Origin of the sequence: Methylophilus methylotrophus DSM 46235 = ATCC 53528 (assembly GCF_000378225.1) — a bacterium.
Lineage (GTDB): Bacteria > Pseudomonadota > Gammaproteobacteria > Burkholderiales > Methylophilaceae > Methylophilus > Methylophilus methylotrophus.
In genome coordinates this window covers 15,845-38,847 of record NZ_KB905144.1, presented here as the reverse complement: position 1 = coordinate 38,847, position 23,003 = coordinate 15,845, and the positions used below count along the sequence as shown (strand labels likewise).

Here is a 23,003-nt window from a genome sequence, read left to right as displayed (position 1 = left end):
CAACATTGCTATTTGACATTGTAGGCAAAAAATAAGGGATGAGACGATGTTACACACAGCAAATTTAGAAGCGTTAACACGCACCGGGTTCGTCGAAAATAACACAAAAGCGTATACTACTCCCAATCATAAAATTACCCAAGGGAGTCATCGCGATATGACTGTTCAGGCGGCAAGCGCCAAACAGCAAGAGAACAAAGAGTTTGACCAGATGCTGGTCGAGCGTGCTCAGCAGGGCGACAAGCGTGCCTTTGGATTGTTGGTGGAAAAATATCACCGTAAGCTTGGACGCCTTTTATCGCGCATGATTCGCGATCAGGCGGAAGTGGAAGATGTGGTGCAGGAGTCTTTTATCAAGGCTTATCGCGCGTTGCACAGCTTCCGTGGCGACAGTGCATTTTATACATGGTTGTATCGTATTGGCATTAATACTGCCAAAAACTACCTGGTCTCCATGGGCCGCAAGCCACAAGTGCTGCAAGACGTGGAAATCGAAGATGTAGAAAACTTCGATGAAGGCGATGATATGCGCACACTGGAGACCCCAGAAACGTCCCTGATGACGAAAGAGATTGCGCAAACGGTCAATGATGCGATTGCGGCGTTGCCTGAAGAGTTGCGTACTGCAATTACATTGCGCGAGCTTGAAGGATTGAGTTATGAAGACATTGCTAACGTGATGCAATGTCCGATCGGGACTGTGCGTTCACGTATTTTCCGGGCGCGTGAAACGATTGCGACCAAATTGAGACCGTTGTTGGATACGCCACAGCACAAGCGCTGGTAGGCAATTCGACAACAAAAACGATATGGGTGTTATGACAAAATTTTTGTTAAATGCTAACATAAAAACATTGATTGATTTGGGGTTATTATGAAGCAGCAATTATCTGCCTTGGTCGACGGTGAGGTCGATATTGAGCGCTGTGAACATATTTTCTCGCAGCGAAATCTAGTGGTGAAGTTGCACAGGCGTGGCGTGATTACCATGTGATCCGGGATGTGTTGCGTGAAGAGTGCTGGGTACAATCAGACATGACTAGCCGCATTATGGCCCAGTTGGCAGATGAGCCGACGATGGTGGCGCCGCAGGCTGTCGCTGCCTCCCAAAAAATTTCCCACATCCGTCCGCATTTCAATAAGTACACATGGTCAATTGCTGCCTCGGTCGCAGCAGCTTTCTTTGTCGGTCTGTTTTTGATCAATCAACCAGAAGTGGCAGCGCCTGACCTAATTGCTGATAACGATACTGATCAGTATGTATTAGCACATCATAATTATGCCCCTACCAGCGCAACATACTACATGCAAAATGTAGCTTATAACGCTGGCGAATAAGTCTATTGTTATCTACGGGTATATGTCACTCAAGTTTGTTTTTCCTGGACATTTTCTGCGTGTCTTGTTGCTCGCAATTATTAGCCAATCTGCCGTTGCCGAAGAGGATCTCTGGGCCACCATGCAGAAAACGGCCTCTGCGGCAAGGGAGCTGAATTACCAGGGCTTGTTTGTTTATCAGAATGGGGCGGTGATCCGCTCAGTACAAATTACCCACATTTATGAAGGTGGGCGCGAGTTTACGCGCAATGTGGTGCTCGATGGCCGTCCGCGAGAAGTGTTTAGCGAAGGCGATGACATTGTTATCTTCAATGCCAAAAATGACAAGGTCGTCATTGAAAAGCGGCGCGGACAGAACCTGTTTCCTGCCATGCTGCCCACCCAATTGTATCCCCTCAAGCAGAACTACAAGCTCAAATTTGTTGGCCAGGAGCGAGTGGCCGGTCGTCTGGCGCAAGTCCTCGATATGATCCCTAACGATAACCTGCGTTACCAGTACCGCATTTGGTCTGATACCGAATATGGGCTCCTGCTTAAAATGAGCATGCTCGATATGCAGGGCCGGACGCTGGAGCAGATTGGCTTTAATCAGGTTGCCATGTTGCATACCAAAGACCTGGACTGGTTCCAGCCTAAAATCGATGCGACCAAGCCTTATGTTATGGATGACACGACCGACCTGACGCACACAGAAGATAACCTGGTCGTTCCCAATCTCCCTGCCGGATATAAAAAAGTAGATCAGATACAATTAAAAGTGCCCGGCAGGACTGCCCCGGTAAGGCAATTGATTTTTTCTGATGGGCTGGCCTCGGTATCGTTGTTTGTCGAACCGATGATCAAAGGCATGCAGCCTCGAGTTGGCAAGAAAAGCATGGGCTCAACGAATGTGTATGCGCATGTGCTGAATGGTTACCAGTTGGTTGTTGTCGGTGAGGTGCCTGCGCAAACGGTTGAGCAAATTGCGCAACAAGTCACTTTCAAGAAATAGTAGTTTGCGTCATTGCAGGTATACGGATAGGTAAGTTTTTATTCAAAAGTTGATCCGTTTTAAGGGCTTGCATTTTCAGACTGCGCCACCACTTAATGGGCGGATAGCTTGATTAAGTGGTGTTGCTCAATTTTCCCGAATAGATAGAAGTACAATTTTAATAGTCATTAAATGATAGGAATAATCATGATGAGACGATGGATTTCTGGTGTGATGTTAGCGTGTGCAATCACCGCGACCATGCCAGTGATGACCGTGCAGGCAAAAGACTTACCAGACTTTACTGAACTGGCTGAGAAACAAGGCCCTGCTGTGGTCAATATTAGTATTACTTCAGTTGTGCACGGCACCGGTATCGGTTTTCCTGGAATGCCGAATGATGAGAACCTGCAAGAGTTCCTGCGCCGCTTTGGCATCCCCGGGATGCCGGGCATGCCGGGGCAGGACGGTGGGCAGGATTACAAATCTCAATCCTTGGGCTCCGGCTTTATTATCAGTGCCGATGGGTATATATTGACTAACGCGCATGTGGTCAATGAAGCAGATGAAGTGCTGGTGAAGCTTTATGACAAACGTGAGTTCAAGGCGAAAATCATCGGGGCCGATAAACGGACTGATGTCGCGTTGATTAAAATTGAAGCCACCGGTTTACCTAAGGTCACCATTGGTGACCCCAATGCGCTTAAGGTCGGTGAGTGGGTAGCGGCGATTGGCTCGCCCTTCGGTCTCGAAAACACAATGACGGCTGGTATCGTCAGTGCCAAAGGCCGTGCCTTGCCACAAGAAAATTATGTGCCTTTTATTCAAACCGATGTGGCAATTAACCCGGGTAACTCGGGCGGTCCCTTGTTCAACCTGCGTGGTGAAGTGGTCGGCGTGAACTCACAAATTTACAGTAAAAGCGGTGGTTCTATGGGGCTTTCATTCAGTATTCCCATTGATGTTGCCATCGATATTTCCAATCAACTCAAAGCCAATGGGCGGATTGCTCGTGGCTGGTTGGGGATTGGCATCCAGGAAGTCACCAAGGAACTGGCGGAGTCTTTCGGCTTGAAGCAGACCAACGGAGCGCTGATTGCTGGCGTAGAGAAAAACAGCCCGGCAGACAAGGGCGGTTTGGAAGCGGGCGATATTATCCTCAAGTTTGATGGCAAGCCGATCACCACTTCGAGCGATCTGCCACGCGTGGTTGCAGCTACCAAGCCCGGTAAAGTCGTGCCGGTAGAAGTTGTACGCAAAGGCGCTAATAAAACGCTGCAATTGGGTGTGGGCGAAATGCCTAACGAGCAAGGTGAGGCGCCAGCGGTGAGTAAAGAACCGGTGAAACCTGAAGCCAATAAAGTGGGCCTGACATTGCGTGAATTAAATCCGCAGCAGAAGAAAAAACTCAATGGCAAAAATGGCCTGCTGGTGATTGAAAGCAGCGGGGCGGCAGCACAGGCGGGTATCCGTCGCGGTGATGTGATCTTGGGCTTAAACAATAACGAAAGTCAAAGCGTTGACTTGTTTAATAAACAAATCAATGCCGTGCCTTCTGGCAAGACCATCGCCGTCTTGGTGCAGCGCGGGGAAAATACCCTGTATGTGCCGATTAAAATCAAGTAACTGATATTTGCTGAAAGTGATCACAAAAAGACGGGGTAACCCGTCTTTTTGTGTTTTATCAAGCGGCTGCCAAAATGCACAGCCATGGAAAATAAATCACTGATATTCATGCATTTGTTGTAAAATGCAACGGATTTGAAAGGCGCTTCAAGCGCCTTTCTTGCTTGTAATTAACGCATAACAGAACATGAAAAATATTCGTAATTTTTCGATTATTGCCCACATTGACCATGGCAAATCGACACTGGCAGACCGTATCATCCAATTGTGCGGTGGCCTTGAGGCGCGCGAAATGGAAGCGCAGGTGCTCGATAGCATGGATATTGAGCGTGAGCGTGGGATTACCATCAAAGCGCAAACTGCCGCCTTGCAATACAAAGCTAACAATGGCGAAACCTATTTCCTTAACCTGATTGATACCCCGGGCCATGTAGACTTCAGTTATGAAGTAAGTCGATCTTTGTCTGCCTGCGAAGGCGCATTGTTGGTGGTAGATGCTTCCCAAGGCGTGGAAGCGCAAAGTGTAGCCAACTGCTACACGGCGATTGACCTGGGTGTGGAAGTGACGCCAGTACTCAACAAAATTGACTTGCCGTCAGCCGACCCTATGCGCGTTTCGCAGGAAATTGAAGATGTCATTGGTGTAGATGCCACCGATGCCGTACGTTGTTCAGCCAAAACTGGTGAAGGCGTGCGTGATGTGCTGGAGGAAGTGGTTGCCAAAGTGCCACCCCCTAAAGGCGATGTCAATGCGCCGTTGAAAGCACTGGTGATCGACGCCTGGTTTGATAACTATGTGGGCGTGGTCATGCTGGTACGTGTGGTAGATGGCGTGCTGCGCGCCAAGGAAAAAATCCGCCTGATGGCGACGGGCGCCGAGTACCTGTGTGAGCAGGTAGGGGTGTTTACGCCCAAGTCCGTACAGCGCCAGCAATTGAATGCGGGTGAGGTAGGTTTTATTATTGCTGGCATTAAAGAGCTGGCGGCGGCCAAGGTCGGCGATACAGTGACGCTTGCTGGAGCAGGTAAGTCTGCCGCTGAACCATTGCCTGGGTTTAAAGAAGTCAAACCGCAAGTGTTTGCGGGCTTGTACCCGGTCGAGTCCAACCAGTTTGAGTCATTGCGTACCGCGCTGGAAAAGTTAAGCCTGAACGACTCCAGCTTGCAGTTCGAGCCGGAAAACTCTACTGCGCTTGGCTTTGGCTTCCGTTGCGGATTCCTCGGCTTGCTACATATGGAGATCGTACAAGAGCGCCTGGAGCGCGAGTACGATATGGACCTGATTACGACTGCGCCAACCGTAATTTATGAGCTATTGCTCAAAAGTGGCGAAGTCATACAAATCGAAAACCCGTCACGATTGCCAGAGCCTTCACGCATTGAAGAAATCCGTGAGCCTATGATTGTGGTTAACCTGCTTATGCCGCAAGATTATGTAGGCCCTGTGATGACCTTGTGTAATAACAAGCGTGGTGTGCAGCGCAATATGCAATATATGGGCCGCCAGGTGATGTTGAGCTATGAAATGCCGCTGAATGAGGTGGTGCTCGATTTCTTTGATAAACTCAAATCGGTTTCGCGTGGTTATGCCTCTATGGATTACGAGTTTCTCGAGTTCCGAGCGGCTGATCTGGTCAAGCTGGATATCATGGTAAACGGTGAGCGTGTGGATGCATTGAGTCTGATTGTGCATCGGGCCAACAGCATTTATCGTGGTCGCGAACTGGTGGCCAAAATGCGTGAGCTAATTCCACGGCAGATGTTTGATATTGCCATCCAGGCATCCATCGGCGCCAATATTATCGCCCGTGAAACGGTGAAAGCCATGCGTAAAAACGTATTGGCAAAATGCTACGGTGGTGACATCACACGTAAGCGCAAGTTGCTGGAAAAACAAAAAGAAGGTAAAAAGCGTATGAAACAGGTGGGTAATGTGGAAATTCCACAAGAGGCCTTCCTGGCTATTTTGCGCGTTGAGGATAAATAAAAACGGGAACACCCGCTCTTTAGGAAGCAAGCATGTATTTTGCAATGTTTATGTTGGTGATTTTATTGGTGTCTGGTGCCATTTGGCTGCTGGATATCCTGGTGTTGCGTAAACAGCGCCAGGCGGGAGCACTGGGTGAGGTGGCAGACCCTTGGTATGTAGAGTACAGCAAAAGTTTCTTCCCGGTGATTTTGCTGGTGTTTTTGGTGCGTTCCTTTATTGTTGAGCCGTTCAAAATCCCATCTGGCTCTATGATGCCAACATTGCTTGCAGGGGATTACATCCTGGTAAACAAATACACCTACGGTTTGCGCGTCCCTATCGTTAACAATGTGTTTTACCCGGTGGGTCAGCCTCAGCGCGGTGATGTGTTCGTGTTTCATTACCCACCAGATACTACCATTGACTATATCAAGCGCGTGATTGGTTTGCCTGGCGACCAGATTCAGTACCGTGACAAGCAGTTGACCATTAATGGCAAGGTGATCAACCTGGATTTTGTGCAGCCATATCAGTATGCGCTCAATGTTAATGACGAGTCTGGCAGTGCGCGCGCAGTCGATGTGACCGCTTCCCGCTTAAATGAGCAGTTAGGCACGGTAAAGCACGATGTACTCATCCATGACATTATGAACCAGTACAGCCCGGGTAGTCTGGGTGACCGTTTGATGCAGGGTGAAACCATCATCGTGCCAGAGGGGCATTATTTTGCCATGGGCGATAACCGAGACAATAGTTCAGACAGCCGTGTCTGGGGCTTTGTTGCTAACAAACATTTGGTGGGCAAAGCCTTTTTCATCTGGTTTAATTTTGACCAGTGGCGCCGTATCGGGCAAAGTATCGGTTAATGGCATGGGTCACGCCGTGTCACAGGGCATCATCTTGAGGGAGTACCTATGAAATTCTCAAAGACTTCTACCCAGCACGGTATTGGCCTGATCGGCTTTTTACTGGTATTAACGGCCTTTGGTATCTTGGGCATGGTCGCCTTAAAAGCGCTCCCAGCCTACATGGAGTATTTCTCTATCCAGTCTACCGTTAACCGTATCGCACATGATCCAGTGCTGCAAAACGATAGCGATATCCGCAAGGCGTTTGACCGCCAGATGGACGTAGACAGCATACACGAAGTGACGGGGCGCGATTTGGAGATCAGTGGTGGTGTGGTCGCCATGCGTTACCAGAAAAAGATTCCACTGACAGACACGATGACGCTGCTCATTGATTTTGACGCGACCAGCAAACCATAGTGACGCAGCCTTGATCATAACGTAATGAATGCACTCCCGGTATTACAAACCAGAATCAGCTACAGCTTCGCGCAGCCAGAGCTGCTGCAGCAGGCACTGACCCACCGCAGTTTTTCTGCCAGCAATAATGAGCGGCTGGAATTTCTGGGGGATAGCGTCTTGAATTTTATTATTGCCCACCAGCTGTTCAATCTGTTTCCACATTTGCCCGAAGGTGACCTGAGCCGGCTGCGCGCCAAACTGGTCAAAGAGGCAAGCCTCGCTGAGATTGCCACTGACCTGCATTTGGGTGATGCACTTAAGTTAGGTGAGGGGGAATTAAAGAGTGCTGGTTGGCGTCGGCCTTCCATTTTGGCGGATGCGCTGGAGGCCATCGTGGGTGCGGTTTATCTCGATGGTGGGTTTGATGCGGCACAAAAAGTGGTGGCCTTGCTGTATCGAGAAAAACTCAGCACCATAGATCCCAAGTCGATAGACAAGGACGCCAAATCTCAACTGCAGGAATATCTGCAAAGCAAAAAAATGGAGTTGCCTGAGTATCAGGTCGTGTCCATTGAAGGCGAAGCGCATGCACAGACCTTTACTGTGCAATGTTTTATTAAAAAACTCAAATTGACCACTACCGGCGTGGGTACCAGCCGCCGTGTGGCTGAGCAACAAGCGGCCAAATTGGCCATGGATAATATTCAATCATGACAGAACTCACTCCTGCTGCTGACGATTTTCGTTGTGGCACCGTTGCCATCGTTGGTCGTCCCAATGTCGGCAAGTCGACTTTGCTCAATCATATCTTAGGTCTTAAGCTGGCGATCACCTCCCGCAAGGCGCAGACCACGCGTCATCGATTGCTGGGCATACACACCACTGAAGATACGCAGTTTCTGTTTGTCGATACGCCAGGGTTCCAGCAAAAGCACCTCAATGCTTTAAACAAGTCACTCAATAAAACCGTCACCCAGGTCCTGACCGAGGTTGACGTGGTGTTGTTTGTGATTGAACCGATGAAGCTGGGCGAAGCCGATGAGCTGGTCCTCAAGTTGTTGCCTAAAAACAAACCGGTATTGCTAGTCGTCAACAAGGCAGACCTGATGGGGGACAAAGGCAACTTGTTGCCCTTGATCCAGGACTTTGACCTGTTGTTTGATTTTGCCGGCATTATCCCTGTCAGTGCCAAAAAGAATTTATACCTGGATGAGTTGCTGTCTGCCATACGCGAGCACTTACCGCAGCAACCTGCCATGTATGCCGAAGATGAGTTGACCGATAAAAACGAGCGTTTCCTGGCAGCTGAGCTGGTGCGGGAGAAAGTCTTCCGTTTGCTAGGTGATGAAGTGCCTTATTCTGTCACGGTAGAAATTGAAAAGTTTGAAACCGTCAAAAACCTGCGCCGTATTTTTGCTGCCATCATTGTCGATAAGGATAGCCAGAAACCCATGATCATTGGCAAGGGTGGCGAAAAGCTCAAGCAGATCTCCACCGAAGCGCGCCAGGATATGGAAAAGCTGTTTGGCTCCAAGGTTTACCTGGAAACCTGGGTCAAGGTAAAAGGTGGTTGGGCAGATGATGCCCGTGCGTTAAAAAGCTTGGGTTTCTAGCCGGGCAGTTTCTTTTCTACTGTCATCCGCATGGCACTAAAACCATCTGATTCAGGTAGCCACAAACAAAGCCTGCAACCGGTTTTTATTCTTCATACCTATCCCTTTAAGGAAACCAGCCTGGTCGTCGAAATGTTTAGTCGCGACCTGGGACGTATTGCGGCCGTTGCCAAGGGTGCACGACGGCCCCTGTCGGCCATGCGTGGCATGTTGCAGTCTTTTCAGCAGCTGGCCGGTACCTGGTCAGGCAAAAACGAGCTCAAAACCCTGCATGACCTCGAGTGGATGACAGGCCTGACATTGCTCAGGGGCGATGCGCTCATGTGCGGTTTTTACATGAACGAGCTGTTGCTGCGCTTGCTGCCGCGGGATGATGCCCATACGCAGCTATTCGAGTATTACGCCCAAACCATTCAATTATTGTCTACCTTGCAGCAGGATGCCGGCAGTGGCCAGCTGGCCGAGATCATGCGCCGGTTTGAACTCAAAATGTTACAGGAATTGGGGTACGCGGTACCACTGACGCACGATGAACATGGCGAAGTGATACACGCCGATGAGATATACCGCTTTGAGGCCGACTATGGCGCATGTGCCCCGTCTGCAACCAGAAATGGGTTGCTGGTGCAGGGGGCAACATTACTGGAGATGGCCCGCGGCAATTACAGCAGCGCCACGACGCAATCACAAAGCAAGCAACTCATGCGTTACCTGCTACAGCATTACCTGGGTGAAAAACCCTTGCATACGCGGCAACTGCTGGTGGATTTGCAGGATTTCTGATGTTTGTTTTGAGTTAAATAATGGCCAATATGGCAATCCCGGAGCCTCAATGCATGTCAATCTCATATGGTTGACTATCATTCTTACATGATGGATAGGCCAGACAGCAACAGTGGTGTTGTGTCATTCAGATTTGCTAGCTAAACGGATATAGGCATGCGGGTAATGATTAAAGAGGATGTAACGAATGAGGCATGGTATTAGGTTTTTGTGTTTGATTTGTCTCGCCACTTTTTCAAACGCAGTATACGCAGTTCGACCATTCGTGACTGACGATGCAAGGATTGTGGATTATGGTCAAATCGAAACCGAGGGCTGGATTGAAACGACCAGGTTGAAAGGCAATTGGGATCCTGCACCAGCGCTGAATGCGATTGGGAGTACTACCGTGAACGATTGGTTGCAAATATTGGTGGGTGCAGGCACCGGACTTGATCGGGAAGGGCAGACCGGGATCAGTAACCCTGTATTATCAGCTAAAGTATTGTTGAAGGCCGCTACAGAGCAGGGTGATCCTGGCTACGCCCTAAGTTATACCTCAACGTTTGACAGTGGTCATGGCAGTTTTCAGGAACGTGGGAAAGTGCAAAGTCTGGTTGGTATGAGCACTTATCGTTTATGGGAAGACAAATTAAATATTCATATCAATCTGGGCACTCGAACTGACAAAGAGCGCATGGGTGTCACTCGCACTAGGCCGTTATGGGGGGCGGGTGTTGATATAGAAGCCTTCTCGCCAAAAACGAGGTTTGTTGCTGAATTGTTTTCAGGTGACCCTTTATCTCTGAATGCACCACGGTATGCAACTCAATTTGGAGTTCGCTATTTGTATAGCGACTATTTGCAAATGGATGTGATTGCGGGGGCGCAACCTGCCCTGGATGACAGGCTAAACCGAACGGGCCGCTATGAAACGACATTGCAATTGGGTTTAAGGCTGTTATTTGATGTCTTCACACATCATGAAAAACCTGGCAATCCCAATGGCGCCAGAGGTATGTTTTAGCTAAAGCCTCCGTTAGCAGCTTTGGTCAACGGTGAGCGCATGCAAATCCTCGTCATTCCTATGGCGAGGTTTCTGTTTGGTTTCTTGGCAACCGCAGTTAAAATAAGCTTTTTAAAATTCACACATTCATATGTTAAAACTAGGCGTCAACATTGATCACGTGGCCACTATCCGTCAGGCGCGTGGCACCAAATACCCCAGTGTGGTTCAGGCCGCTTTGCGCGCCGAGCAGGCTGGCGCAGATAGCATCACCCTGCATTTGCGTGAAGACCGCCGTCATATGCAGGATGCGGATATTTTTGCCTTGCGGCCCTTGCTGCAAACTAAAATGAACCTGGAATGTGCGGTCACCAGTGAGATGATTGATATTGCCATCCAGGTTAATCCGCAGGATGTGTGCCTGGTACCAGAGCGCCGTGAAGAACGCACCACAGAGGGCGGGCTGGATGTGTTGACGCACTATAGCAAGGTTGAGCACGCCGTAAAAAAGCTATCAGGGCAGGGTATCCGTGTCTCCTTGTTTATTGCGCCCGACCTGGCACAGATTGATGCTGCTGCTAAGATGGGTGCACCTGTGATTGAAATTCACACGGGCACTTTTGCTGATGCAGAAACAGAAAAAACACAGCAAGACGAGCTGGAAAAAATTCAGGCGGCTTTACAACATGCGAAATCCGCTGGACTGGTGGTCAATGCCGGTCACGGATTGCATTATCACAATGTGCATCATATTGCCCGACTGCATGGCTTTGAAGAATTGAATATCGGCCATGCCATCGTGGCGCACGCCTTGTTTGTGGGTTGGGATAGTGCAGTGCGTGAAATGAAAGCACTCATGAAAGAGTTTTCGCCAAGATGATGCAGCTACTGAATCATTTGGAGTGTCAGTGATTTACGGGATCGGCACAGACATTGTTGAGGTCGAGCGGATCCAGTCTTCGCTTGATCAGTTCGGTGATGCCTTTGCTAAACGCATTCTGGCGCATTCGGAATGGCCTGACTATCAGGAAAGTCAACTCAAGGCACGATTCCTCGCCAAGCGGTTTGCTGCCAAGGAAGCTTTTGCCAAGGCCATCGGCACCGGTATCCGTGGCGATGTGAGTTTCCACAATATCGCGGTCACGCATGATGCCTTGGGGCGGCCTCTGCTTCAATTATCTCCGACATTACAAAGCTTTCTCAAGTTACACCATATTCATCAGTCCCATATCAGTATCAGCGACGAAAAAAACCTGGCACTTGCTTTTGTGACCCTTGAGATGATGGCCGAGTGATTGTTTATGATGTTTGTAAAGAGAATAACTATCGGATTTTTGATTAGCGTAATCAATATTTTCATCGTAACATTCTCTTTTGCTGGAACAGAAATCTTTCCTGCGGAATACATCGTGCTGCCGGCGGGGACGCGATTAATCTCTGCATTTTATTTTCACCGTGAGTTTTCAGACTACTATGTGGGAGGCAAACGAGCCTATGACGGTCAGCTGAGAGGGCAGGCTCTGGTATTTGCCTATACCCAATACGGGGAAATATTAGGCCATCCCAATTCTTGGTCAATCACCTTGCCTTACATCAAGGCAGAACAGACAGCGGGTGCTTTGCCTCCCGGATTTGGCGAAAGCGCAGTCGGCTTGAGTGACCTTCGCTTTACCTACAACTTCTGGCCAATTTACTCGCCTGATAAAGGCTATTCTTTAGCGGTTTCTACGAATGTGACACCACCCACTGGCCGTTATGATCATGACCAGGCACTTAATGCAGGTGATAATCGCTGGATACTTTCAATGCAGCTGGGGTGGGTGCAAAAGCTATCAGAGTCCCTTTACTGGGACTTCACGCCTGAATGGAAGCGATTTTCAACCAACACAGATTATGTTGCCAACTACAGGCTCAGGCAATCAGACGTTTACGCTATCACCACTTACTTGCGCTGGCAACCTATCCCCGGCTGGGAATTCAGTAGTGGCGTACAATTAAACTGGGGAGGAGCGCAACGTGTCGATGCGTTTGATCTTGACAATCCAACCAACCAGCAACGCTATTTTCTTGCGGCGCGTAAAATGCTTACCCCCCTCACTTTTTTCTCATTACGCTATTCTCAAGATAGTCGGGTGGATAACGACCTGAAAATCAATTCTGATCTGGTATTTCGGTTGGGCTGGTTTTTCTAGCCACCGATATAATATTGGGGCTGCCCGGCTCTTTAATAAAAGTCACTGCACAATCACTGAAAATAAGAAGAATCGGTAACCTATCTTTGAAAGTGCTAGCTTCTGCAGGAGGTGTTTTGCTTGCGACGCACCACGCTTGTCATCAAGCCTAAACCTGCAAACAGCAGCATGAAGCTGCCAGGTTCAGGCACTGGTGATATTTGTGATGGAGGGATCAAAAGTGAGGAATCAAGAGGCTCACCCCAGCGCGCTGCGGAGGTATTCACCGCTAAAATACCATCTTTATTTCCGTTAATGCTCGCATCCCAATTTGCGTTCAAAGTGACTTCTGAAAAACCACCTCGTGTTTCAAGCTTAATGTGGGTTGAGAGACTAATATTACACATTTGTGACAATGCACCTGCTACAGCATCTAAACAAGTGCGAGACTTCGCACTATTATCTCCGTCAACGGGGAATACAAGGCCACCGCTTGCACTGCCACCAATAGACCAATACTCTATTAACTTATCAATACTTTCATTTATGGTGAAAGTCTGCTGATTCGGAGAGTTGGCGTCGATGTTGTAAGTATAAGTAATTGTTTTTACGGCTGGCCTGCCATCGCTTGTCGTCGAAATATTGGCTGGTTGCCAAGCAAGATTGAATAAATTAAATTCAACTGTCAAAATACTGATACCAGTATGCGCTGGCTGAAAAGCATAATCATGATTAAGTGTAGGTAACAATCTGGAATTCACATCCAAGGTAAGTTGAAAGTCTAATGGGTGTGTTGACAGTTCTGCTGTGCTCCGGTTAGATGGGTCTAGTGTGAAGTTCCAGTAATTCTTTAATTCTGCCGCTGCAGTAGCGAATGCAGATACACTGCCATTTGCTTTATCAATCCGAGTCCCGTCAAAATTATTGCTGTTGGTTTTTGTGATTATTTGCCCAGACCGTGCACTCGCCACTGATAATGCACTGGCTTCAAGTTTGCGTTGGATATTATCTGAATATATGATCGGTCCAGACAATTTAGTCTCTCTTGAAACGCCGGTACCGCCAACGTAGTAATTATCAGGAACGACTTGGCTACCAGTACTATTAAAGCCAAAAGTCTTGATAGCTGGTAGGCTTGTTGCGGGATCGCCCCAACTCCATGTCCAAATTTGCGCATTGGCTTGTTGTACTGCATTTAAACTTTGATCACTAACAACATAGGCCCCAGCATTAGGTGAACTCAATCCCATAAAAAGTAATGCCTGCGCTGATATAAATTTGCTTCTGCTTTTTAAGCTCATCGTAAAATTTTCCAAACTATCCATCGTCAACTGGCATCCTTGAAAGTCGTCTGCTTCACAGCAGCAAGTGTTATTTTTAGCCAAATGATTTTTGCTTGCGACGAACCACCCCAGCCATCAGGCCTAAACTAACCAACATCATGACCACGCTCTCAGGTTCTGGTACTGCTGAAATTCGACCTGGCGTGATTGCCCACGCATAATAAAAATATTGCTCTCCTTTCTCTCTAATTTTTTGATCACCTTCTCTAAAATTAAAGGCCCATGCATACTCGCCTGTCATAGAGCCACTTTCATTACCGTACCAGTAATTTGCATTAATTTGTTCTTGATCGAAAATATCTGTATCAGGAAACCCTTCTAGCTGTTGTCTACCAAGTTCATGATAGTAAAGTTCAGCGAGCTCATCACCATCTGTGGTGCCATTTCCTATTGATCTACCGAAATTAAAAACAAGTTGATACCATGTCCGATATGTCCCTAATGGCAGTTGCCACTGATTGCTACCAGCATAATTAATATGGTTTAAATAATTAACAAAGGCTAAGGCGCCAAACCAGGTTGAAACACCAGAAATATTTGATATATCTCCATCATTAAAATCAAAAATTGATAACACATAATTACCATTTGGACTCAGATAGTTTGGTGTGTTACTGATGCTTGGTGTCACCGCCAAAATATCCTCAACTAGAGGCTCAAGTCCTCTTGCTTCAATCATCGTTTTTAATAAATTAGCATCCTTAGTCCAAGTGACATTGCTTACAGAGCTATAGACCAAATCCTTCCCAGCATTGGAGTAGCTGATAAGCGCGGCTTGCGCGTTGAGGCTAAAAGCGATAAGGATTAATGTGCTGGCTAACATGATCAATTTAACCGTTTTTGCAATTTGAAGATTAGGAATCATGCTTTCTTTCTAGAGGATGAAAAATGATTAAAACGCACGTTCAGGCGGCTGCATGTTTTTCTAATGACCGCGTAATATCAGTTCCAGGTGGCTGATTTATTTTTTGTTAATCATAAACATTCGTTGATGATTTGTATGTCACCCGATGGTGCGACATAAAGGCAGTTTACTGATCTGAGTCAGTACGTCAGTCAAGGGGGGGTACTAAAGCTTGGCGTCTGGCATATTCGCGATATGGCCAGGGTCATTTTGAGAGAATAGGGTGTTAGCGCTAGGTCCTCGACCCCATACATAGCAAAAGCACGTACCAGCTAATGCGGGTAACGTGCTTGCGCGTTGATTTTATGATTCAAATCGGTTTGCGCTTGCGTGAGGCATAAGCAATCAAGCCAAGTCCAGCTAACATGAAAGCGTAGCCACTGGGTTCTGGCACAGGAGTTACACTTATTGTTCCATCTACATACAAACGCGATAAATCCAGTTGCGCGCCGCTCGCTATGCTCAATCCGCTGGTGTCAATCACATCAAACTGTCCAATTAAATTACCCCAATCAAACAAATCAAAGCTCTGACCTGATTCTGCAATAAAACTATTCCATGAAACTAGCTTTAATGTACCACCGAGCGTTAAGGTGCCATTGACGATGTAGCGGTCAAATTGCAATCCATTGCCATTGGAGTCACCAATAAAAGTACCGCCGATTTCAGCTAAATACTGATTTGATGCGCCAAAACTCACATTCCCTGCATCGACACCCAGGCCTGGAGAGTTACCTACCGATAGCCCGCCCTCGTAAAATTTTGTTCCATTACCTGACATGATTGCGCCAGTTCGTTGAATCATTTCGCCAAAAAAGGTTGCAGTTGAACCCGCTGAGACTCTTAATTCTCCGCCGGAGGATATTTCAACGGTGTCGTAGAATGTAGTGTTGCTATTTCCTGATAAAAATAATCGACCGTTGCTGGTATTAATGACATTTCCAAAGAGGTTGCTATTACCAGCGCTTACAGTTATAAGCCCGTTGTTCACAAGTGTATTGAGTAACTCAACATTCGCATTTTGCAAATTAATTTGTCCTGAAGCCTGGTTTTGAAAGGCTTGCGCTACAGTTAGGTTCGCTGCATTGGCGTTGCTTCCTAACACACGCACGGCACCATTGTTTGAGACTAATCCACCAGATAACAACATGGATTGTCCACTTGAAACACGTACTTGGCTGCCGCTGTTTAACACTATGTTCCCATCTAAATTACCATTACCTGTAAGCTGGCTATTGGCATTAAAAGTAGCGCCATTTTTTGTGCTAATCCGACCATTTTGTAGATCAAGTGTCGTTACTTGGCCTTGCGCACCACTCACTAAAAGAGATTTAATCTCGGCATTTTGGCTGCCATTCACGGTGAGGCTCGTGTTATTGCCACTGATAATCACGTCGTGGGGCAAACCCGGTGTCAGATTATTTAAAGCCCCCAAACCACCAAAGTTCCACTTTGTGGCATCGTCCCAATTGCCGCTTGTACCCTGCCACTCGGGATGGAGGGTGATGACAAGTGATTTAGATTGATTCTGATGACTCCCATTGACCAAAATCTGACCGTAACGATTGATATCCTGTGCAGAGGTCAGAGTCCAACCTGATGGCGCGATTAAATTTAAATTGATGAGTGCGCTATTCTGAAACCCTGTGTACAAAAATGCACTGTTATCACTTGAGCCTACGATTTGGCCACTATCGTTTAAATTATTTGCAATAGATGAGTTCCCCCCTAAAGTGCCTAAATCGCGCATCACACCGTTTTCGTAAATGAATGCTCTATTCGCACCTGAAGAGTTTAACGATGACCCTACGATGACCCCACGATTATTGATGGCAGTTGCAGTGCTTGATGCGCCACCCAATGTACCTAGGTCAAGCACATTGCCATTACTGTAGAGAAAAGCACGTTGCGCCCCGTTAAAAGTACCCCGACCAACTACTTGGCCGTGATCATTGATGTCATTTGCCCGACTAGCGCCTAAGAGATTTCCTAAAGAGAGGGTGGACGTCCCATTAAAAACAAACGCTTGCAGGTTACTCCATCCTGCAATCCAACCTGATTGGTTGATTGCTAACCCTTCACCACTACCAAGATTATTCGTCACGCCCTCTTTAAATGTGACAAACCGCATACCTGAACTGGTATCTGAAAAGCCGGTTGCAAACCCTGCATTATTGATGCCATTTGCGGCAGTACTCCCCACAAAGCCGCTTGGTACCAGTGGCTCATATTGAGTGATTGTATTGTTAAACACAAACCCTCTACGAAATTGGGAAAAACTAGCGTTATTTCTCACATATGAAACATTTCCTGAGACTTGCCCAAAATCGTTTATTGCACTTGAAACCAAATTGACAGAGAAAAATTCACTGGTTTTTGGAATGCTTATTTCGACAAAATCTACACGACCAGCTGCAATCGCAGTATTGCTCATATAAATTGAGGAATGAACAAGCAAAGCTGCATAAATAGGTTTTAATAAAAATGTTTGCACACTACGCATATCAATCCTTTCAGGAGGCAATAAAAACAAAGAAATCACACTTATCACGCTAGGTAGCTCTTCCGGAGATAAACGATCTTTAAAGGCAACTTGGTTTCCATTTGCGGTCGGCTAAGCCGACCAAGCCTAAAATAGCCAGCGATATTGCCATGCTATGAGGCGCCTGCACTGCCACCATTTGTTCGCAGGCACCGCCCTTTTATATACTTGGAAGCACTTCATCTCGCTGTTTTAGTAGCCACTAAAAGTATCGAATATCCACGCCTAACAAGGGATGAATGACCAGTCTTAAGCCAGACCAGTATGCATCAGCCTACTCGTTATCAGAAACTGGTGTGTTGATAATAACGCCTCCCAAGTACGCTCCCGTGCTACATAAAAATTTCAGCCAGTTCATCGCCCCTGGCGTTACCGTTGGGGCCGGTGTTATAGTCAAATGATGTGTTGGCAACCGTAGGCACACGTCATTGGTTGCTACCACCATGGTGAATCTTATTGAGGTGGTTGACATCGGTCATGGCAACAAACCAAAGCGTTCTGTCATTACTAGAAAAGTCACTGGCACTGAGGGGGTAGTTGCCAAATGGGCTATACCGGTTAAGCGTCTTGCTATTGGCGGAGCTGGCGGCAATGATGGCATCCACCACAATGTAAAAGCCTTGAGTGGCAAATAAGTTGGCATCTCTGGTCCAGCTCAGATCGCTCACCGAGCTATACACCAGTTCTCTGTCATCACTGGTAGTGATGGAGGTAGCCTTGCCTTGCGCGTTGAGGCTCAGCGCGCCAAGGCTAAACGTGGTGGCTAACATGATCCATCGAGCCGTTTTTGCAATATGAGGACTAGGCACTATGCTCTCTTAACAATAAATCCATGATTAAAAACTCTTGTTCAAGCTAAAGTGCACAATATTTTGCGTATCAATCCCAGGCACATCCGCCACCAATTGTTTGGCAGCATCCACGCGCATGGTGAACTGATATGGCAGGCCTGCTCTTAAGCCTACCCCCCAGGCACTTAAACGTTTATTTGCTTCTTCACCTGGCAGTTTGTCTACACTGTTTAAGCGGGCCGCGTCGTAAAACAACACGCCTTGCAGGCGAGAGGTGGCTTTGCCACTACCAAGCTCCCAGAATGGGCTTTGAAGCTCGGTACGAATCACAGAGCCTTCGTCACCAAACGCATAAGCTTCGGCAAATCCACGCACAGACTGCACACCACCGCCCGTTAACTGCTCGGTACCCAGCAGGTTTGTATCAGACCATTGCAGTCTCGCTGAAATCGTCCATGTCCAATCATGTGGTAAATAGGTGGCGCGCTGTATGAATAAGGTTTGATATTGATAATCTGACTTAGCCCCGAATCTGGCGGCATTAAAGGCGGCATCTTCATTTTCGTTGCCGTAGCCTCCTGGTGAATAGACCCAGTTGAGTGAGCCTGTGGTTTGCCCCCAGCGGTCTTTTAATGTGCCGCTATAGCCTAGGTTGAACTGATAGATTTTTGTAAGTGTGTTTGAAACAGGCGTTTGGCTAAAGAGCAGGTTGTTATCCGCCCGTTTATAGTCAAAGCCAGCGTTGAGGCCGTGCGTGTAGTCATGTAAATGTTTGAGCGGCGCGTCATAGCGCAAGGATAAAATGCTGGTTCGGCCTTGTGAATCAAACGGTTGCGGCAGATCACTGTTGATTTTTGAAACGTTACCGCTAATGCTCAATAAATGCCGCCATGGTAGCGGTACCACATAACTCAAGCTATGCGACTCAAAACGATTGAAGTTAGGGTTACCGTTTAATGCATAGGTGATTTGCTGGTCAGTGCCAAACACATTGCCCCATCCGGCAGAGAAAGTCACACGGTCGCGGTCAGTGGTTTTGGTGCCGTAGTTATCATACCCTAATGAAAACGCATAAGGCTTCCGGTCGGTCACCATCAAACTGATATCGGTTTGACCAAACGCCTTTCCAGGCTCGGTGACAATTTTTGCATTGCGGTAGGGGTTAGAGCGGTTAATCCACTCCACATCCTCATCCAGCACTTCTTGCGTTAATACATCACCAGGCTTTACCCGCAACAAGGGGCGGAGCGTATCCTCACTAAACACATTTTCACCAATGTTTTTCACATTCACAGCGCCCACGCTCGCCTGAGTGACCAAAATTTGGATGTTACCGTCAGATATATCTTGCTCAGGTAACGTCGCGATCATATAAGGCTTGCCACTGACGTATAGCTCTGAATTGATAATTTGAATCATTTCTGCAAGACGATCTTTGTTGATAGGTTGATTTATAAACTTATTTAACAACTTAATATTTAAACTTGGGAACTCACGCACATCTATATCTTCGCTGGATACGACTTTTTCACTACCTGAACTAATCCTAATTTTTTTTATTAAGCCCAAATCAGTCTGCTCCGCGTGGACTGCCATTGCACTCATCAACAAACATGTGATCAAGAAAAGATGGGTTTTTTTAAAAAGCGCTTGATTTTTTTGCGGGCATTTATTTTTTTTATGCGCAAATTGATGGGTAAATTTTTTCATGATCTTTGCCTGAGAGTTAATCAATTAATTTTAAAAGTGGATCTAAAAGCATTTACGCGGGAGATGATTGAGGGCGCTAAATTTTCAAAAATTGCTTTAGCGTTCTCCTTATCGCGCACTTCTTTTTTTGCAACGTCCAATTGTTTTGCTAACAGATCTCGTTGATCTTCAAGGCTTGTAATTTTCTCGCGTGCTTTTGAAGGTAACTCCCATAGCCTGGCAACCGATTTATCACCGCTGGTATACAATTCTTTATATAACGATTCTATTTCTTGGTTCACTGCAGTTAATTGCGCACTTTTACTATTCATATTTTCTTTTGCTTGGTTTACGAAGTTTGCGAACGTATTGGTAGCGCCAGGCAAAAATATTGATGCATTCAGATTAAAAAATCCATCAAGGCCGTTTATTTCGTAACTGTCCAATAATGGTGCTTTTACGCCGCCTTTTTCTGAAAATAACATTAGGTCGTTTATTACGTTAAAACGCTGACCGTTTATGAACATAGGCAGCATCACTTGACCTAGCGATTCAGTTCCAACAAGGTTTTCGAGTTCCTTAAATTGTAATGAGGCAAGTTTTAAATCAATTTTTGCTTTCAATTCTGCAATAGACTTGAGTGTGTTCTGTTTAACCCCATTTTTAAAAATAGACTCTTCGAGTAATTTGATATTGTTTAACATCATATTAATATCTTGATCATTGTATTTGTTTGCGTCTGCAACGCGCTGATCATGATCTTTATCAACGGGCGGCATCCTGTTAAGCATAGCCTGCAAAAGTGTTTTTTCGTATTGCTCAACCACCTTTCTTGCGGAAGCGTCATTCGGGTCGCTTGCCAGCTTTTGTTTGGCTTCATTGAGAATTTGTAGCCACCACGCAAAGTTTGTGTCGCCTGTTTTGGCTACGGCTTCATCCAGAGAATAACCCAGTTGAGCTAGTTGAAATCTTAGTAATGCATTGGGGTCAGTAATGACTGGTGTTGATCCAACTACAATCCCGCAACCCGCCGCCACGCACTGTTGTGGTGGGGTGCCGACGCCTGGATTACTACCAGTGTTACCACCCCCAGTGCTTGCTGAACCTTGCTTGTAATAAATGCCAGCGGCCGCAGTGCCTGCATCGCCAAAGTATTTACCAAAGGTGGGTGGATTGTTGCTGACACTGGCTGAGCTAGGTAAAGTGAGTTGTGAGGTAGAAGGGACAAATAAGCGGATATTGTCGCCAAATAAGTTGACGCCATTAGCAAATGACATTGTGCCGTTGCCAGTGCCGCCATTGTTGTTATCTGCAACTAAAGTGATATTGTTTGACCATAAATAGGTATTGGCGCCATTGACTGTTAAGTTGCGGCCAGCTTTGAGGTTCAGCTCCGCGGTAGTTGAATTTGGACCAAAGCCGAATACACGCACTTCTTGGTTGACATTAATATCACGTTCGGCAAAGAGTGTGAGCGAGCGGTTGCCTACATCAAATAAATAAGCGGTGTTGTCTGCGACATCCGCAAATGTGATGTCACCGTTGCCGCCGCCCGCTGAGCTGGTAGTGATCGTCACATCAGCTAAAGCGAGGGCGTTTCTGAGGTCTGTGGCCGTGATGACTGAGGTGTTGCCTGAAACGGCAGTTGAGCCTGTGGCTGGATCGTTATTAATGGTGATGTCTGTAGGGTCTAGCAACAGATTGCCGAATGTGCCATTTTTAGCAGAGAGGTCTACCGTGCCCTGATAATTTAGCACTTGCTTGCCTGAGACTTCGGCAAAGCCACCATCGCCGCTGAGTTCACCCCCTTTGGCACTGAGGTGGCCACGGTAAAGTGTGTTTTTATCTGACCACAAATAAATATTGCCGCCATTGCCTTGTTCGACGGCATCCGCATTGATAACAGCGCCTTGGGCAACGGTGAGTGTTTCTGCGTTTTGCAGGGCTGGGTTTTCGCCTTTAAACCCCCCACCAACCGCAATCGTGCCGCCCGCATTTTTGCCAATGGTATCCAGCCTGGCTTGCTCAGTCAGCGCAACATGCTGGCCTGTGACCTGAATCTCCCCGCCTTTATCACCTTGTTTGGCAGTGAGTGTGCCACCCACGCTTGCCGTGCCTGATTTGGCATTGATAATGATTTTGCCGCCTACGTTATCTATGCTGATGGCACTGATAGTGCCACCCGTATTTACAGCTAGAGCATAAGGGTTACCGCCCACGGCTTTGAGTTCGACTTGCGCGGCAGCAATTTGCCCTTGATTGTCGACACTGCCCATATCTTGAAGGGCAGTGGGTTTGATCAGAATTTTTTCATTGCTGGAGGGCATCAACATCAAGTCTGTGGCGCTTGCCATGCCGACTGTGCCCGCATCTGCTTTAATGGTGCCTTGGTTGCTTACATTATGTGCAATTAAAAACACATTGCCGCTAATGGCATTGATTGAACCAAGATTGGTGATGCTGGCGAGCGAATTACCAAAAAAGTTTAAGGTACCGCCCAGCAGAAACTCGCTGTCTTTGATATCTCGTGTACTGGCGATAAAGGCAGCTGTGTTGATAGTGGCGCCGTTGCCTATCAGAATCCCATTCGGGTTAATGAGATACACTTGACCATTAGAGCTGAGCGTGCCATAAATCTCAGACGGGTTGCCGCCAACCACGCGGTTTAACACGGCTGATGACGCACTCGGCATTTGAAAATGCGTTGTTTCGCCTGGCGCTATTGAGAACCCTTGCCATTGTATGATGGCGTTTTGGCTAGATTGCTCAATATGCGTGAGTGCGCCCTGTTGCTGGATGATGGCGGAACCAGAAATTACCTGGCCATCTGTAGGCCCTGCAATGAGCATGGGTGCGTAGCACAGTGAAATTAACGTGTAAATTCTTTTTAATTTTGGCGTAAACATGATTGACGTGAGATTTTTATTTGTATTAATTCTCATAATAAACATACGATAATTGTTTGTATGTCACCCAGTTGTGCGACATTGCCACATTTTTTTAAGTTAAGATGCCATCGTTAAAAATAA

The 23,003-nt window shown here is 47.1% G+C and carries 20 protein-coding genes; 14 read left to right on the top strand and 6 right to left on the bottom strand.

Features of this window, described 5'->3' with window-relative positions; genetic code table 11:
- The first annotated feature begins 157 nt into the window (after positions 1-157).
- The 14 genes from rpoE (at position 158) to F463_RS0110180 (ending at position 12,726) form a co-directional block, all read left to right on the top strand.
- Entirely contained in the window at positions 158-787 is a 630-nt protein-coding gene (gene rpoE, locus F463_RS0110250) for an RNA polymerase sigma factor RpoE (protein WP_018986996.1), read from the top strand.
- A gap of 203 nt (positions 788-990) precedes the next feature.
- Complete coding sequence (locus F463_RS14495; protein ID WP_018986994.1) at positions 991-1,338, top strand: RseA family anti-sigma factor; 348 nt, start codon at positions 991-993, stop codon at positions 1,336-1,338.
- 22 nt (positions 1,339-1,360) lie between these two features.
- A complete protein-coding gene (locus tag F463_RS0110240; RefSeq protein WP_018986993.1) occupies positions 1,361-2,329 on the top strand; it encodes a MucB/RseB C-terminal domain-containing protein in 969 nt (322 codons plus the stop codon).
- Positions 2,330-2,515: 186 nt separating this feature from the next.
- Positions 2,516-3,934 (top strand): DegQ family serine endoprotease, encoded by a 1,419-nt coding sequence (locus F463_RS0110235; protein ID WP_018986992.1) that lies wholly within the window; start codon positions 2,516-2,518, stop codon positions 3,932-3,934.
- Positions 3,935-4,121: 187 nt separating this feature from the next.
- A complete protein-coding gene (gene lepA / locus F463_RS0110225) occupies positions 4,122-5,921 on the top strand; it encodes a translation elongation factor 4 (protein ID WP_018986991.1) in 1,800 nt (599 codons plus the stop codon).
- Between the two features lie 32 nt (positions 5,922-5,953).
- On the top strand, positions 5,954-6,769 hold the full coding sequence (gene lepB, locus F463_RS0110220; RefSeq protein WP_018986990.1) for a signal peptidase I: 816 nt from the start codon (positions 5,954-5,956) through the stop codon (positions 6,767-6,769).
- Between the two features lie 48 nt (positions 6,770-6,817).
- Positions 6,818-7,171, top strand: a complete 354-nt coding sequence (locus tag F463_RS0110215; protein WP_018986989.1) for a DUF4845 domain-containing protein — start codon at positions 6,818-6,820, stop codon at positions 7,169-7,171.
- Between the two features lie 24 nt (positions 7,172-7,195).
- Entirely contained in the window at positions 7,196-7,867 is a 672-nt protein-coding gene (gene rnc / locus F463_RS0110210) for a ribonuclease III (RefSeq protein WP_018986988.1), read from the top strand.
- Positions 7,864-8,766, top strand: a complete 903-nt coding sequence (era, locus tag F463_RS0110205; RefSeq protein WP_018986987.1) for a GTPase Era — start codon at positions 7,864-7,866, stop codon at positions 8,764-8,766. Before rnc ends, era begins: the two co-directional genes overlap by 4 nt.
- 30 nt (positions 8,767-8,796) lie before the next feature.
- On the top strand, positions 8,797-9,549 hold the full coding sequence (gene recO, locus F463_RS0110200) for a DNA repair protein RecO (RefSeq protein ID WP_018986986.1): 753 nt from the start codon (positions 8,797-8,799) through the stop codon (positions 9,547-9,549).
- Positions 9,550-9,814: 265 nt separating this feature from the next.
- Positions 9,815-10,555: a hypothetical protein gene (locus tag F463_RS0110195; protein WP_154650049.1), complete on the top strand. Its 741-nt coding sequence runs from the start codon at positions 9,815-9,817 to the stop codon at positions 10,553-10,555.
- Between the two features lie 130 nt (positions 10,556-10,685).
- A complete protein-coding gene (gene pdxJ / locus F463_RS0110190; protein ID WP_018986984.1) occupies positions 10,686-11,414 on the top strand; it encodes a pyridoxine 5'-phosphate synthase in 729 nt (242 codons plus the stop codon).
- Between the two features lie 28 nt (positions 11,415-11,442).
- Positions 11,443-11,829, top strand: a complete 387-nt coding sequence (gene acpS / locus F463_RS0110185; RefSeq protein WP_018986983.1) for a holo-ACP synthase — start codon at positions 11,443-11,445, stop codon at positions 11,827-11,829.
- A 6-nt stretch (positions 11,830-11,835) separates the two neighbouring features.
- Positions 11,836-12,726: a transporter gene (locus F463_RS0110180; protein WP_081620820.1), complete on the top strand. Its 891-nt coding sequence runs from the start codon at positions 11,836-11,838 to the stop codon at positions 12,724-12,726.
- A 95-nt stretch (positions 12,727-12,821) separates the two neighbouring features.
- Here F463_RS0110180 and F463_RS15190 read toward each other — a convergent pair whose 3' ends face one another.
- From F463_RS15190 to F463_RS14635, 6 genes are all read right to left on the bottom strand, one after another.
- A complete protein-coding gene (locus tag F463_RS15190) occupies positions 12,822-14,030 on the bottom strand; it encodes a PEP-CTERM sorting domain-containing protein (protein WP_018986981.1) in 1,209 nt (402 codons plus the stop codon).
- A gap of 52 nt (positions 14,031-14,082) precedes the next feature.
- On the bottom strand, positions 14,083-14,913 hold the full coding sequence (locus tag F463_RS0110170; RefSeq protein ID WP_018986980.1) for a PEP-CTERM sorting domain-containing protein: 831 nt from the start codon (positions 14,911-14,913) through the stop codon (positions 14,083-14,085).
- A gap of 349 nt (positions 14,914-15,262) precedes the next feature.
- Positions 15,263-17,455 carry an HAF repeat-containing PEP-CTERM protein gene (locus tag F463_RS14640; RefSeq protein ID WP_018986979.1) on the bottom strand — a complete coding sequence of 731 codons (2,193 nt, stop codon included), beginning with the start codon at positions 17,453-17,455 and terminating at the stop codon, positions 15,263-15,265.
- Between the two features lie 464 nt (positions 17,456-17,919).
- The gene (locus F463_RS0110160; protein ID WP_018986978.1) at positions 17,920-18,264 is read right to left on the bottom strand and encodes a hypothetical protein; all 345 of its coding nucleotides are present in this window, start codon (positions 18,262-18,264) and stop codon (positions 17,920-17,922) included.
- A 66-nt stretch (positions 18,265-18,330) separates the two neighbouring features.
- Positions 18,331-19,704, bottom strand: coding sequence for a ShlB/FhaC/HecB family hemolysin secretion/activation protein (locus F463_RS0110155; protein WP_169623159.1), 1,374 nt, complete (start codon positions 19,702-19,704; stop codon positions 18,331-18,333).
- A gap of 311 nt (positions 19,705-20,015) precedes the next feature.
- Positions 20,016-22,823 carry a two-partner secretion domain-containing protein gene (locus F463_RS14635; protein WP_018986976.1) on the bottom strand — a complete coding sequence of 936 codons (2,808 nt, stop codon included), beginning with the start codon at positions 22,821-22,823 and terminating at the stop codon, positions 20,016-20,018.
- Between the last annotated feature and the right edge of the window lie 180 nt (positions 22,824-23,003).